The 13690-nt window shown below is 63.0% G+C and carries 12 protein-coding genes; 9 read left to right on the top strand and 3 right to left on the bottom strand.

The window, feature by feature from the left end; genetic code table 11:
* The first annotated feature begins 48 nt into the window (after positions 1-48).
* The 8 genes from AB5Y48_RS04665 (at position 49) to AB5Y48_RS04630 (ending at position 8470) form a co-directional block, all read left to right on the top strand.
* Positions 49-345 carry an HlyU family transcriptional regulator gene (locus tag AB5Y48_RS04665; protein ID WP_050667691.1) on the top strand — a complete coding sequence of 99 codons (297 nt, stop codon included), beginning with the start codon at positions 49-51 and terminating at the stop codon, positions 343-345.
* On the top strand, positions 342-2372 hold the full coding sequence (locus tag AB5Y48_RS04660; RefSeq protein ID WP_368163842.1) for a tRNA(Met) cytidine acetyltransferase TmcA: 2031 nt from the start codon (positions 342-344) through the stop codon (positions 2370-2372). The genes AB5Y48_RS04665 and AB5Y48_RS04660 overlap by 4 nt, the downstream gene beginning before the upstream one ends.
* A gap of 161 nt (positions 2373-2533) precedes the next feature.
* Positions 2534-3526 carry a chemotaxis protein gene (locus tag AB5Y48_RS04655; protein WP_136614337.1) on the top strand — a complete coding sequence of 331 codons (993 nt, stop codon included), beginning with the start codon at positions 2534-2536 and terminating at the stop codon, positions 3524-3526.
* A 168-nt stretch (positions 3527-3694) separates the two neighbouring features.
* Entirely contained in the window at positions 3695-4738 is a 1044-nt protein-coding gene (locus AB5Y48_RS04650) for a GMP reductase (RefSeq protein ID WP_368163840.1), read from the top strand.
* Positions 4739-4808: 70 nt separating this feature from the next.
* Positions 4809-5939, top strand: a complete 1131-nt coding sequence (earP, locus tag AB5Y48_RS04645; protein WP_368163839.1) for an elongation factor P maturation arginine rhamnosyltransferase EarP — start codon at positions 4809-4811, stop codon at positions 5937-5939.
* A 46-nt stretch (positions 5940-5985) separates the two neighbouring features.
* Positions 5986-6552 carry an elongation factor P gene (gene efp, locus AB5Y48_RS04640; RefSeq protein WP_050667686.1) on the top strand — a complete coding sequence of 189 codons (567 nt, stop codon included), beginning with the start codon at positions 5986-5988 and terminating at the stop codon, positions 6550-6552.
* 128 nt (positions 6553-6680) lie between these two features.
* Entirely contained in the window at positions 6681-7472 is a 792-nt protein-coding gene (locus AB5Y48_RS04635) for a DUF3530 family protein (RefSeq protein ID WP_136614339.1), read from the top strand.
* A 44-nt stretch (positions 7473-7516) separates the two neighbouring features.
* Positions 7517-8470 (top strand): D-2-hydroxyacid dehydrogenase, encoded by a 954-nt coding sequence (locus AB5Y48_RS04630; protein ID WP_224161024.1) that lies wholly within the window; start codon positions 7517-7519, stop codon positions 8468-8470.
* A 45-nt stretch (positions 8471-8515) separates the two neighbouring features.
* On the opposite strand, the gene djlA is transcribed toward AB5Y48_RS04630, so the two are convergent.
* From djlA to AB5Y48_RS04615, 3 genes are read right to left on the bottom strand one after another with little or no spacing between them, the layout of a single operon-like run.
* Entirely contained in the window at positions 8516-9346 is an 831-nt protein-coding gene (gene djlA, locus AB5Y48_RS04625; RefSeq protein ID WP_060587554.1) for a co-chaperone DjlA, read from the bottom strand.
* A 6-nt stretch (positions 9347-9352) separates the two neighbouring features.
* On the bottom strand, positions 9353-10027 hold the full coding sequence (gene murU / locus AB5Y48_RS04620) for an N-acetylmuramate alpha-1-phosphate uridylyltransferase MurU (protein WP_060587556.1): 675 nt from the start codon (positions 10025-10027) through the stop codon (positions 9353-9355).
* Entirely contained in the window at positions 10024-11025 is a 1002-nt protein-coding gene (locus AB5Y48_RS04615) for an aminoglycoside phosphotransferase family protein (RefSeq protein ID WP_368163838.1), read from the bottom strand. Before AB5Y48_RS04615 ends, murU begins: the two co-directional genes overlap by 4 nt.
* A gap of 174 nt (positions 11026-11199) precedes the next feature.
* Here AB5Y48_RS04615 and lptD point away from each other — a divergent pair, with 174 nt between their 5' ends.
* Positions 11200-13677, top strand: coding sequence for an LPS assembly protein LptD (gene lptD, locus AB5Y48_RS04610; RefSeq protein WP_368163837.1), 2478 nt, complete (start codon positions 11200-11202; stop codon positions 13675-13677).
* The last annotated feature ends 13 nt before the right edge of the window (positions 13678-13690 follow it).

The raw sequence follows: 13690 nt of genomic DNA, 5'->3' as shown, positions 1-13690 counted from the left end.
TGTCACTCCTCCTCCCCTTGGGGAGAATGCAGGCAAACGGAGGATTCCATGCTCAAGAAACTCTTTGGCGCCCTGTTTGGCAGCGCCGATAGCCACCAGCCCGCGGTCACCCCGACCGAATACCAGGGTTATCTCATCTACCCCGAGCCCATGGCCGAAGGGGGGCAATACCGCCTGGCCGGGCGCATCACCAGAGAGATCGACGGCGAGCTGAAAGAGCACCGCTTCATCCGTTCCGATCTCTTCGTCAATCCCGACGACGCCCGCGACTTCATGCTGCGCAAGGCGCACACCTTCATCGATCAGATGGGTGACAAGATGTTCGAACCCCGGAGCCAGCAGTGACCCTGCGTGAGGGGCTGCGCCAGGCCGGCGAACGTCGCCTCGTCTGGCTCGAGGGGGAAGAGCAGGAGTGTATCGCCAAAACCCGGGAGTGGCTGGACGGCCACATCGTCTGGCTGGGTGAGGGCCCTGCCGAACACTCCCCGCTGCCCGCCGCCAAGGCGCTGCAATACCTGGGACAGGAGTGCGACACCCTGGTCTGCAACGCCTTCAGCGGCTTGCACCCCGACGCCTTTGGCGCCCTGAGCGGTACCCTGCGCGCCGGTGGCCTGCTGCTCCTGCTCACCCCGCCCCGCGCCCAGTGGCCCGCCTATGCCGACCCGGATCGGCTGCGCCTCATCGCGGATCCCGTCGATCTTCCCCGCTGTGGCCAGGGTTTTATCGAGCGGATCGTGCGACTGCTGGACCAGGATCCCGCTCTGCACCTTGAACCCTCCGAAGAGAGGCCCGTCTGGCAGCCCCTGGGACCCGGACATCCACGCACGGCGGATCAGGAGGCGGCAATCCAGGCCATTGGTCAGGTGCTGCGCGGCCATCGCAAGCGCCCATTGGTGCTGAGCGCGGATCGCGGCCGGGGCAAGAGCAGCGTCCTCGGCATGGCCGCTGCCACACTGCTGGCCGAAGAGCCGGGGCTCAGGATCGGCGTCACGGCCCCCGCTCAGGCCACCCTCTCGACCCTGTTGCTGCACGCAGGGGAAGACAGGCGTCTGCTCTTCTTCAGCCCGGATCGCCTGCTCGAGGAGAAACCCGAGCTGGATCTCCTGCTGGTCGATGAGGCGGCCGCCATCCCCGCCCCCCTGCTGGAGGGGCTGCTGGCCCATTACCACCGCATGGTCTTCGCCACCACGGAGCACGGTTATGAGGGAACCGGCCGCGGCTTTCATCTTCGCTTCAAGCGTACCCTGGACAGACGCACCCCGGGGTGGCGCGAGCTGCATATGCAGGCGCCGATCCGCTGGAGTGACCACGACCCGCTCGAGCCGCTGATCAACCGCCTGCTGGCCCTCTCGGCGACCCCTCCGGAGCCCGCCATCACGGCGCAGCCCCGCTGGGAGAAGGTGGCGGCAGCCAGCCTGAGCCACGACGAGGCGCATCTTAACGCCCTCTTCGGACTGCTGGTGCTGGCTCACTACCAGACCACCCCAAGCGACCTGCGCGCCCTGCTGGAGTGCCCGGATCTCGACATTCACCGGCTCAGCAGCGGCGACAGCCTGCTTGGGGTCGCATTGGTGATGCGCGAGGGGCCCATTCCCTCTGCGCTGGCCGAGCAGATCTGGGCCGGTCGCCGCCGCCCCCGTGGCCAACTGCTGCCCCAGTCCCTGCTTGCCCACTCGGGAGTGTTGGCGGCAGCCGAGCGCCGCTTCGCCCGCATCATGCGCATCGCCATCCATCCGGCACTCCACCGTCATGGATTGGGGGCCCACCTGTTGACGGCCCTGGAGCAACACTACCGATCTGAGGGATTCGACTATCTGGGGAGCGCTTTTTCCGCCGGGAGCGATCTGCTCGCCTTCTGGCGCGCCTCGGCCATGAAGGTGGTGCGTATCGGTCTGCAGCGTGACGCCGCCAGCGGCTGTCACTCCTTGCTGATGCTCAAGCCGCTCAATCCAGCCCATGAGCCGGAGATAAGACAGTGGCAACGCCGCTTCCTGCTCGGCCTGCCCAGCCTGCTGGCCGGGGAGTTGCGCACCCTCCCTGCCGAACTGCTGGCCCTCAGCCTGCCGGACCATCCTCTTCCTGAACTCCCTGACCTCGACTCCTGGGAGCGCGAGGAGCTGTGCTGTTTTGCTCACCACCACAAGCCCTTCGAGCTGTGCCAGGGGACCCTGCAACGCTGGCTATTGCTCCGCCATGCGGAGCTCATGCTCTGGCCGAGGGACGATCAGGCGTTGGCAATAGGCGCCATCTGGCAATATCGGCCATGGGAAACGCTGGGGCGCGAGTTGGGCATGGTCGGGAAAGGGGCGCTGATCAAGCGACTCAGGACTCTGGTGGCGGCGAGGATCGCAGCAGATCCAACCCGGGGATAGATATCTATCATATTGTTGATAAACCATTTTCCCTGATCTTTCTCACATCTTCCTCACTCTCGACTGTTCCCTTTCGGCAAACGGCCGATAATCCCCAAACAGGCTCCTATACTGGAACACAGAGAGCCTGCAGTCAGGATCGAGGCAGTTAGGGAGTGAGCATGACAGAACAGGGGAACAGATCGCGCAGCGCGATCCTGACCGAAAGCGGAACCAACGAACTCGAGATCATCGAGTTCCATCTGCATAAGCTGCAGCCGGACGGCAGCCAGAAGGTGGCCTACTACGGCATTAACGTCGCCAAGGTACGCGAGGTGATACGGGTGCCGGATACCACGGACTATCCCAACGCCCAGCCGCACATGGTCGGGGTCTTCTCCCTGCGTGATCGCCTCATCCCCCTGGTGGATCTTGCTGGCTGGCTGCGGGTCAAGACCCGACCGGAGCATACCGGCAAGGTAGTGATCGTCACCGACTTCAACCGCATGGCCAACGGCTTCCTGGTCGACAGCGTCAGCCGTATCCACCGGGTATCGTGGGAAGACGTTGAGTCTCCCAGCCAGTTCCTCGAGGCCGGTGAGAACGACTGCGTGGTGGCCGTGGTGCGCCGCGATGGCAACCTCATCATGATCCTCGACTTCGAGAAGATCATCGCCACCATCAACCCCGAGCTCAGCATGGAGAAGTACGACGTCACCCAGGATCGCCGGGTGGTGATCAACGATCGCATGGTGGCACGCCGGGAGGCCAAGACCATACTGGTGGTCGACGATTCGGCCTTTATCCGCAAGCTGATCGAGAACACCCTCAGCACCGCAGGCTACAACATCATCACCGCCAAGGACGGGGGCGATGCCCTGGAGATGCTGACCGATATCGAGCAGCACGCCACGGCCGAGAACATACCGCTGCCCAACTTCCTCAACGCCATCGTCACCGATGTGGAGATGCCGCGCATGGACGGCATGCACCTGCTCAAGCGGCTGCGTGATAATCCGCTCTTCAAGGAGATGCCTATCGTGATGTTCTCGTCTTTGATGAGCGACGATAACCGCTCCAAGGCGCTGCAACTGGGGGCGAACGATACCATCACCAAACCCGAGCTGGGACGGATGGTGGGAATGATAGACGGGCTTGTGGGAATATCCGATTGAAACCCTGAGTGAATTCAGGTTATTAGAGCGAGACTATCACATCCAGCATGACATTATCAGTCTTGTAAAAAACGTTTCCCAGACTAGACTGTCGTAAACCGGAGGCCCTGAAAACCCCCGGTTTTTTTGTGCCTGCCAACTACCATTCAGTTGAAAGGACCCCACTCCATGCGTATCGAAGAAGACCTGAAACTCGGTTTCAAGGACGTACTGTTCCGCCCCAAGCGCTCCACCCTGAAGAGCCGTTCCCAGGTCAGCCTGACCCGCCAGTTTACCTTCAAGCACACGGGTATCCAGTGGCAGGGGGTCCCGGTCATCGCCGCCAATATGGACACGGTCGGCAGCTTCTCGATGGCCCGTACCCTGGCCGGTTTCGAGATGATGACCGCCGTGCACAAGCACTACAGCCTGGAACAGTGGCAACAGTTTGTGGCCCGCAGTGACGAGTCGGTGTTGCGCCACGTGATGGTCTCTACCGGCACCTCCGAGAGCGACTTCGCCAAGACCCGCGAGATCCTGGCCCTCTCCCCCTCCCTGCGTTTCATCTGCGTCGATGTGGCCAACGGCTACTCCGAACACTTCGTCGCCTTCGTCAGCAAGATGCGCGAGGCGTGCCCGAATCACGTCATCGTGGCTGGCAACGTGGTCACCGGCGAGATGGTCGAGGAGCTGATCCTGGCCGGTGCCGACATCATCAAGGTGGGAATAGGGCCAGGTTCGGTCTGCACCACCCGGGTCAAGACCGGGGTCGGCTACCCCCAGCTCTCCGCCATCATAGAGTGTGCCGACGCAGCCCACGGCCTCGGCGGTCAGATCATCGGTGACGGGGGTTGTACCTGTCCGGGGGATGTGGCCAAGGCCTTTGGCGGCGGTGCCGATTTCGTCATGTTGGGTGGCATGCTGGCGGCCCACGAGGAGTGCGGCGGCGAGATCGTCGATGTGGACGGCACCCCCTTCATGAAGTTCTACGGGATGAGCTCCTCAAGCGCCATGGACAAGCACTCGGGGGGCGTCGCCGAGTATCGCGCCTCGGAGGGTAAGATGGTGCTGCTCCCCTATCGCGGCCCGGTTGAGCACACGGTGCGCGACATCCTGGGGGGAGTGCGCTCCACCTGCACCTATGTGGGCGCCGCCCAGCTCAAGGAGCTGACCAAGCGCACCACCTTCATCCGGGTTCGTGAGCAGGAGAATAACGTCTACGGCAAGGAGTAGACCGGGACATAGAGCGAACCCGACCGGCGTGCTACCCTGCACGCCGGTTTTTTATTGCGCCGGAGTCAGCATGGCTTTTAACTTCGACATCTTCTGCACCGTGGTCGACAACTTCGGCGACATCGGCGTCACCTGGCGGCTCGCCCGCCAACTGCACGACGAGGGGCATGGTCCGGTGCGCCTCTGGGTGGACGATCTCGCCAGCTTCTCGCGGATCTGCCCAACCATAGATCCGGCGCAGGAGAGCCAGAGTGCCGGTGGCATCACCATACAGCACTGGCATGCGGACGCCGATCTCGCGCCGGCACGGGTCGTCATCGAGGCCTTCGCCTGCGAACTGCCCGCCCCTTACAAGGCACGCATGCAACACATGGCCCCGCCACCGGCCTGGCTCAATCTCGAGTACCTCAGCGCCGAGGAGTGGGTCGAAGGGTGCCATGCCCTCCCCTCACCCCAAGGGCGGCTCAACAAGCACTTCTTCTTTCCCGGCTTTACCGACAAGACGGGAGGCCTGCTCTGCGAACGGGATCTGATGGCGCAGCGTCAGGCCTGGCAGAGTGACAAAGACGGTCTTGCCGACTACTGGGAGAGCCTGGGTCTGCCCCCTCCAGGCAGGGATGAGCTGCGTATCAGCCTGTTTGCCTACGAGAGCGAGGCCATCCCCTCCCTGATCGAGGCCTGGCGCCAGGGCCCGGCCCCCATCACCCTGCTGGTGCCGGTCGGGCGCGCCCTGCCCCAGGTGCTGGCCACCCTCGGAGTGGAGAGTGCCCACCCCGGCGATCGGTTTGACGACGGCGCCCTGACCGTCGTGGTGCTCCCCATGACGGACCAGGTGGGCTATGACCGCCTGCTCTGGTCATGCGATCTCAACATAGTGCGCGGCGAGGACTCCTTCGTGCGGGCCCAATGGGCGGCCCGCCCTTTCCTCTGGCACATCTACCCCCAGGAGGAGGAGTACCATCTGGTCAAGCTGGAGGCCTTCCTCGATCGTTACCTGGCAAGCCACCCTCAATCCCGGGCAACGTGGATAAGAGGCCTGATGCTGGCCCTCAACCGGGAAGAGCCCTGTCAGGCCCTCTGGCAGGGATGGGATGCACAGTGCAACGGCTGGCAGGAGGAGGCCAGCCTGTGGCCCGATCGCCTGCTCGCTGGCGGCGATCTCGTCACTCGGTTAGTGAAATTTTTGGAAACGAAGATATAATCTGGCAGTTTTTATCCGTCCGTTTCACGAACAGGAAATTTTTTACATGAAAACCGCACAGGAAATCCGCGCTGGTAACGTGGTCATGGTCGGCACCGAGCCCATGGTGGTTCAGAAGACCGAGTTCAACAAATCCGGCCGTAACGCTGCCGTGGTCAAGATGAAGCTGAAAGGTCTGCTGACCGGCAGCGCTTCCGAGCCCGTTTTCAAGGCTGATGAGAAGATGGAAGTGGTCATGCTGGAGCGCAAGGAGTGCACCTACTCCTACTTCGCCGACCCCATGTATGTCTTCATGGACACCGACTACAACCAGTACGACGTTGAGAAAGACAACCTGGGCGACGTGCTGAACTACCTGGTAGACGGCATGGAAGACGTATGCGAAGTAACCTTCTACAACGAGAAGGCCATCTCCGTCGAGCTGCCGACCACCATCGTTCGCGAAGTCGAGTACACCGAGCCGGCCGCCCGTGGCGACACCTCCGGCAAGGTCACCAAGCCGGCCCGTCTGGCTGGTACCGGCTACGAGCTCTCTGTTGCTGCCTTCGTTGAGATCGGCGACAAGATCGAAATCGACTCCCGCACCGGTGAGTTCAAGCGTCGTATCTCCTGATAGCGCCTGACTTCGGTCGATGAAAGAGCGAGCCACCGGCTCGCTTTTTTTATGGTCCCGCGGCCCACCTGGCCGGCCTAAAGAAATACGCTCCCTGGCCGCTATCTGAAGGTGTTGGAGGACTCCTCATGCCGCTTCGCCCCTATCTGTTACTGCTCCTGCTCGCCTTCACCGCCCACGGTGCCGGGCAAGAGGAGGCTGCCCGGGAGGCGCCTCCCGCCACAGCCCAGGACACCCGCCAGGAGCCGGCATCGGCCGATCAGACCCTGCGCCTCGACTGGCAACACAATCCGGCCAGCAAGACCATAGAGCAGGAGCAGGTGCTGTTTGCCGAACACACCAGCGGCACCTATCTGGGGCTGGTGATCCTGCTCCCCGAGTGGCAGGGTACCGGACGCCTGTGGCAACTCTCGACAGCCCTGACGGCCCAGGGGTTTGATACCCTGTTGATCCTCCCTCGCTCCGCCCAGCCCCAACTCAACCCGGCCGGGGAGCAGAAAGACCAGGCGCGCGACGCCTTTCGCCAGGATCTCGCCGCCCGCATCAAGAGCCTGAGCGAAGCCAAGCTGCAGGAGGGGGGCTTTCGCCTGATCCTGGCCCAGGGGACGGCCGCCGCCTGGGCCAGCAATCTGATCGCCAGCGAGCAGCTCCCCGCCCCCGATGCCCTGGTGCTGCTCGATGCCTACTTCCCCGAACAGGGTGCCAATACGGTGCTGGCCAGGGACGTGGCCCAGAGCCAGGCCCCCATTCTCGATCTCGTTGAGGAGAGTGCCGCCGGCTGGCCCCTGGTCGCTGCCGAGGCGCGCCGGGTCGAGAGCCGGCGCAGCAACAAGCTCAACTACCGCCCCTACGCCCTGATGGAACGGGCCGAGATCCCGGAGCGGTTACAGGGGTGGTTGCGCCATCTTGGCTGGCTCTGACGCCGCCCCCTTGGCATGATGGAGCCTCACCCCAAGGAGGCTCCATGCAGATCGTCTTTCTCGACCGCGACACCCTGGCACCCTCGGTGCAATTGGCTCGTCCCGCCCTGCCCCACACCTGGATCGAATATCCCGCCACCGCCCCTCATCAGGTGGTCGAGCGGCTGCGCGGTGCCACCATCGCCATCGTCAACAAGGTTCGTCTCGGCACCGCCGAACTGGCCGAGCTGCCGTCCCTGCGACTCATCGCATTGGCCGCCACCGGTGCAGACAACCTGGATCTCGACGCCTGCCGAGCCCACGGCATCACGGTCTGCAACGTGCGTGGCTACGCCGGCCCCTCGGTGCCCGAACACGCCCTGGCCCTGATGCTGGCCCTGGCGCGTAACCTTAAGGGGTGGCAACGGGCCCTCGCCCAGGGGCGTTGGCAGGAGAGCGGCCGCTTCTGCTTTTTCGATCACGGCATCATGGATCTGGCCGGACGCCGACTCGGCATCATAGGGCGTGGCACCATAGGACGGGATCTGGGACGACGCGCCGAGGCTCTTGGCCTCGAGGTGTACTACGCCGAGAGCCTCTCGGGAGGAGATCCGGCACCGGATCGTCTGCCATTGGCGCAGCTGCTGCGAGACTCAGACATCATCAGCCTGCACTGCCCACTCACGGCGCAGACCCGTCATCTCATTGGTGCCGCCGAGCTGGCCGCCATGAAGCAGGGGGCCCTGCTCATCAACGTGGGACGCGGTGGCCTGGTCGACGAATCGGCCCTGCTCGACGCCCTGCGCAGGGGCCATCTCGGGGGGGCCGGGTTCGATGTGGCCAGCCAGGAGCCCCCCCCGGCGGATCACCCCCTGATGCAGGCCCTGGCCCTGCCCAACTTCCTGCTCACCCCTCATGTGGCCTGGGCCAGCGAAGGGGCAATGCAGCGTCTGGCCGACCAGGTGATCGAGAACATCGACGCCTTCGCCGCCGGCAGCCCCCTGCGCCGCCTCGCCTGAGCACAACAACAACAAGACCACCCTAGGGTGGTCTTGGTGCGTGCCTTAGCGTATTCCCCGCACTTCCCGGATCATCTCCCAGGCGCTCTGGATCTCCTGGGCCTTCTGTTTGGCCATCTCCATCATCTCCGGGGGGAGCCCCTTGGCTGCCAGCTTGTCCGGATGGTGCTTGGCCATCTCCTTGCGGTAGGCCTTCTTGACCTCCTGATCCGAGTCTCCCTCGTTCACCCCGAGCAACTGATAAGCATCCTTGAGACGATCCCGGGGCGGCTCACGACGCGCCTGCTGCCCACCCCACTGCTGCTGGCCGCTCCCGTGGCCCTGGCCATGGAAGAAGTTACGCTGCGCCTCGGCCATGGCCAGGATCCGATCCAGTTCGAAGCGACTGAAACCCAACTCCTCGGCCACCACCTGCAAGATGTGGCGCTCCTCCTGGGGAACCTCCCCGTCGGCAAACGCCGCCTGCAACTGCACCTCGAGAAAGAAGCGCAAGATGTCGCGCTGCCCCATGCAGGCGTCACGAAACTCGGCCAGGGTCGCACGCAGGGGAAAGTCTGCCGCCTTGCCCTGGCGAAAAGAGTCCTGGGCCCGGGTTCGCAGCTCGCCGGTGAGACGCATCCGGTCCATCAGATCGGAGGCGACCCGGATCTCGCTCTCGGTGACCTGGCCGCTCGCCTTGGCGATATGGCCCATGACCGAGAAGGTGGCATGGAAGAAAACCGCCTGCTGGGCCTCGGTGGGACGGCGACGGAAACCGCTCTGCAAGCCCATGCCGGTGTCGAAGCGATGACCGATCCAGAGGCCGATGAGGAGCCCGAACACGTTGCCGAGCAGGAAACCAAAGAAGGCGCCGAGCACCTTGCCCCAGATACGCATAAGAAGTTACCTCGTGGCCTCGCGGGCCAGCAGTTCACTGTCGAGTTGAGCCAGTCGCTCGGGCGTGCCGATATCGCGCCAGTCTCCAGGAAGATGGGTTCCCCCCACCCGTCCCGCCGCCATCGTCTCGCGCAGCAGGGGAGCCAGCTTGCGCGCACCGGGGGTCAACCCGGCGAAGAGGCGGGGATGATAGAGGCCGACGCCGCTGAAGGTGAGGCCAGGCCTGTCCACCACCCTCTCCCCCAGCAGGGAGAAGTCACCGCCCGGATGCTGGGGGGGATTATCCACCAACCAGAGGTGGGCGAGGTCTTCCCCCAGAGAGGGCGCGGTAAACTGGCGGTAGTCGACATCCAGCCAGGTATCCCCGTTCACCACCAGGAAGGGCTCCTTGCCAAGCAGCGGCAAGGCCTGCACTATGCCGCCTGCGGTCTCCAGGGCCGTCGCCTCTGCCGACCAGACGATAGAGACCCCCAGTCGGGAACCATCGCCGAGAGCCTCGACCAACTTGTGGCCAAGCCAGGCGTGATTGATCACCAGCTCGGTCACGCCGGCCGCCTTGAGGCGCTCGATATGGTGAACGATGAGGGGCCTGCCCCCTACCGCCAGCAGCGGCTTGGGCAACTGATCCGTGAGGGGGCGCATCCGCTCGCCACGTCCGGCGGCCAGTATCATCCCCTTCACGGCTGTCGCTCCGACACGGCAGCCAGGGCCGGCAGCACCCGCGCCTCCAGCCAATGGCCGAAGGAGGCCAGCTCGGGGTAGCGAGCGCACACCTCGACCACATAGTCGAGGGTACGGGGAATATCCTTGAGATAGCCCGACTTGCCATCCCTGTGATGCAGCCTGGCGAAAATGCCGGCGGCCTTCAGATGGCGCTGCATCCCGGTGAGATCGGCCTGACGGCGGAAGGTGGCATAGTCGGTGCTGCCAAGCAGGCCCGTCTGTTCCAGCACGGCAAAACCATGGCGCATCCCCGCCTCGATGACGGCATCGGGCCAACGCACGTAACAATCCTTGAGCAGGGAGACCAGATCGTAGGTGACCGGCCCCTGCACCATGTCCTGAAAGTCGATCACGGCCAGGGTGGCGCTCTCGGGCATACGGCCACCACACACCATCAGGTTGCGGCTGTGAAAGTCCCGATGCATCACCCCCTGCACCTGGCCAAGATTGTTCTCGGTGAGCAGATCGAAGGTGCGTCCCAGCAGGGACGACTCCTCTTCGCTCAGGGCCAGTCCCAGGTGGTGGTCAAGCAGCCACTCGGGCAGGATGCTGTTTTCCCGCGCCATAAAGGGGGCATCGAAGGGCTCCAGCTCCAGCTCGACCCGGGCCAGCCGGGGCAGCAGGTCGATGGCGAGGGCATACCAGGCGGCCACGCTCTGCTCGTCCAGCACCGAGAGCAAAGAGAGATCGCCAAGATCCGTCACACAGAGCAGGCCCTGTTCGAACTCCACCCCCTTGACCTCGGGAGCAAGCACTCCGGCTCGCAACAGTGCGGCGGCGTTACGCACAAACTCCCGGTTTTTCTCGGTGGCAGGTGGTGCATCCACCCAGATGAGGCCTGCCCCGCGATAGTAACGTCGGAAGCTGGCATCGCCCGAAATCAGGATGAGCTCGAGGCCGGGCTGTGCCGTCAACTGACGGGCCCAGGCGGTAAGAAGTGAAGCGCGATCGATCATGGAAACTAGGACCAAAGTGGGTGGCCTAAGCGGGAGGTTACCCTGGCCGCGATAATGCTTTATGATTGCCGGCTAACATAAAGCAATGACATGCAATGTCAACATGGTGGATCCTGTCGTAAAATGCGTGTCCTGTTTAGGCTGTTTCACATTCGCAAATCGAGTCTTCATCCCATGACCAAACGGATTGCGGGCATATCGGGCCCTCTCGCCCTGACCCTGGGGCTGATCCCTGTGCTCACCCCCACGGCGGGCTGGGCTGCCTCCCTGCCGACCCCACCGGCCACCGGCCTGCTGGACGGTCTCTGTTACGACTATGTACCCAAGGTGGAGAAGACGCCGGCCGGGGTCGATGCCAACGCCCTGCCGGTGGAGGTAGACGCCGACCGTCTCGACGCCAAACAGGGCGGCACCGCCGTCTATCAGGGGGATGTCAAGGTCCGTCAGGGGGTACGCAAGTTCGATTCCGACTATGCCCAGCTGGACCAGAAGACCCGCGACGTCATCGCCATCGGCAACATCTACTACAACGATGGCCAGATCACCGTCACCAGCGACAAGACCCTAAAGTCCAACCTGAACACCAAAGAATCAGAGTTGGAAGAGGGGCGTTATCAGGTGCACGGCTCGCCGGTCCGGGGCTCCGCCAAGCGGGTCACCATGACCAACGACAACCAGAACATCACCCTGGAGGGAGCCCAGTACACCACCTGCCCTCCTGGCCAGGAGGTGTGGACCCTCAAGGCCGGCAGCATCGATATCGATCAGAATGAGGTGTTTGGCGAGGCCTGGAACGCCAGTCTCTGGCTCTATGACTACCCGGTCTTCTACTTCCCCTATATCAACTTCCCCATCAAGGACGAACGCAAGACCGGCCTGCTCTACCCTGGCTATACCCAGAGCTCCAGCAACGGGATGGATATCGTCCAGCCCTTCTACTGGAACATAGCCCCCAATTACGACGCCACCATCACCTCCCGCTTCATGGACAGACGCGGCCTGATGGAGCAAGTCGAGTTTCGCTATATGCCGGAGCCCAACCACGCGGGCACCCTCTATTTCGAAAACCTGGCCAACGACAAACAGGTCCGACCCGATAACCCCCAGTACAACACCCTGAACGGGGACGGACATCGCTATCTGTTTAACGCCAACCATGGCTCAAGCCTGATGGACGGAGCCCTGCGCTTTGGCGTCAACTACACCCGGGTCAAGGCGCTCGACTACAACTACTTCAACGACTTCAGCCCTCCGGTCGGGGTCCAGGTCGATGGCCAGTTGCAGCAATCCTTTACCGCCGGCTACTACCAGCAGAACTGGAATCTGACCGCCGAGGCGCGCACCTACCAGATCCTCAACCCCAATGCGGTCCTGCCTCACTCCATGCTGCCGAGCCTGGGCTACAACTTCTATCACCAGCAGAAGTGGTTCGATCTCGCCCTCAACAGCGAGCTGACCAAGTTTGGCTACAGCGGCAATGATGCCAGTGCCCAGCAGGCCGGTGAGCGCTACACCGCCACTCGCCTGCACATAGCGCCAACCCTGACGGTGCCGCTCATCGATGCGCCGGGTTACTACCTCACCAGCCAGTACAAGCTGATGTTCAGTGCCTACGATCAGGAGGTGCCGACGACGTTTATGAATGCTGGTGCTCCTCCAAACAATGCTTTAACTGAATTGGGTAAAGACAGTAGGCGCTATTGGAAAGATGGGGAGTTCACCCTCAAGGAGGGGACCATCACCCGCACCCTCCCCTCGGTCCGCCTCAAGGGGGGCATGAACTTCGATCGCTCCCTCGACTGGTTTAATGGCAAGGGGACCCAGACCCTGGAGCCCGAGGTGCAGTATCTCTACGTCCCGTATGAGAATCAGGACGAGATCGGCATCTATGACTCCACCACTGTGCGTCAGGATTACTACAGCCTGTTCAGCGATCGCCGCTATGCGGGGATCGATCGCATCAGCGATGCCAATCGCATTACCCTGGGCCTCACCAGCCGGGTCTATGACGATGCAGGGGACGAGCGCCTGCGTCTGGCGCTGGGGCAAGCCTTCGAGCTGACCAAGCCCAGGGTTCGCCTCTACCCCAACGATCCCGAAAGCACCAATGCCCGCTCCCTGCTCTCCTTCGAGGGGGACGCCCGCATCACGGATCGCTGGTTTGCCCATGCCGGTGCCCAGTACGATACGGAAGAGAACGAGTTCAGCTCGGCCAACAGCGCGGTCGAATACCGTTTCGACAAGCTGGTCAGCCAGGTCAACTACCGCTTCCTGAAGGATGGCAACCGCAACATCTACAACACCGCCATGGCCGAAGACATCAGTCAGGCCGGCCTGGTACTGATGGCCCCCCTCAATCCCCAGTGGCAGCTCTACGGCGGCTACTACCGGGATGTGCAGCAGGATATCAACATAGACCGCAAGATAGGTCTCAAGTACGACTCCTGCTGCTGGAGCATCAACTTCAGCCTGGAGTGGCACAACCAGCCTGTGTGGGAAAACAGCATACTGCAGGCCCGCTCCGAGAAGAGCATAGGCGTACAGTTCGAGATGAAGGGACTGGGAAGCATAGGCACAGCAGGCCGCAATGTGACCCTGGATACGGAAAAGCTCCCCTACATTCGCCCGTTTAATCTGAAAGACCAGCAGTGATGCTGGCCAGCCT

It is taken from the genome of Aeromonas sp. R6-2 (assembly GCF_040908155.1).
GTDB classification, from domain to species: Bacteria; Pseudomonadota; Gammaproteobacteria; order Enterobacterales; family Aeromonadaceae; genus Aeromonas; species Aeromonas schubertii.
The sequence above is the reverse complement of the archived record's forward strand: the minus strand, read 5'-3'. Positions and strand labels throughout refer to the sequence as shown.

Bases quoted from the DNA above. Each gene is read 5' to 3' on its own strand.
- AB5Y48_RS04665 (WP_050667691.1), top strand. From the start codon at position 49: ATGCTCAAGAAACTCTTTGGCGCCCTGTTTGGCAGCGCCGATAGCCAC.
- AB5Y48_RS04655 (WP_136614337.1), top strand. From the start codon at position 2,534: ATGACAGAACAGGGGAACAGATCGCGCAGCGCGATCCTGACCGAAAGC.
- AB5Y48_RS04650 (WP_368163840.1), top strand. From the start codon at position 3,695: ATGCGTATCGAAGAAGACCTGAAACTCGGTTTCAAGGACGTACTGTTC.
- earP (WP_368163839.1), top strand. From the start codon at position 4,809: ATGGCTTTTAACTTCGACATCTTCTGCACCGTGGTCGACAACTTCGGC.
- efp (WP_050667686.1), top strand. From the start codon at position 5,986: ATGAAAACCGCACAGGAAATCCGCGCTGGTAACGTGGTCATGGTCGGC.
- AB5Y48_RS04635 (WP_136614339.1), top strand. From the start codon at position 6,681: ATGCCGCTTCGCCCCTATCTGTTACTGCTCCTGCTCGCCTTCACCGCC.
- AB5Y48_RS04630 (WP_224161024.1), top strand. From the start codon at position 7,517: ATGCAGATCGTCTTTCTCGACCGCGACACCCTGGCACCCTCGGTGCAA.
- djlA (WP_060587554.1), bottom strand. From the start codon at position 9,346: ATGCGTATCTGGGGCAAGGTGCTCGGCGCCTTCTTTGGTTTCCTGCTC.
- AB5Y48_RS04615 (WP_368163838.1), bottom strand. From the start codon at position 11,025: ATGATCGATCGCGCTTCACTTCTTACCGCCTGGGCCCGTCAGTTGACG.
- lptD (WP_368163837.1), top strand. From the start codon at position 11,200: ATGACCAAACGGATTGCGGGCATATCGGGCCCTCTCGCCCTGACCCTG.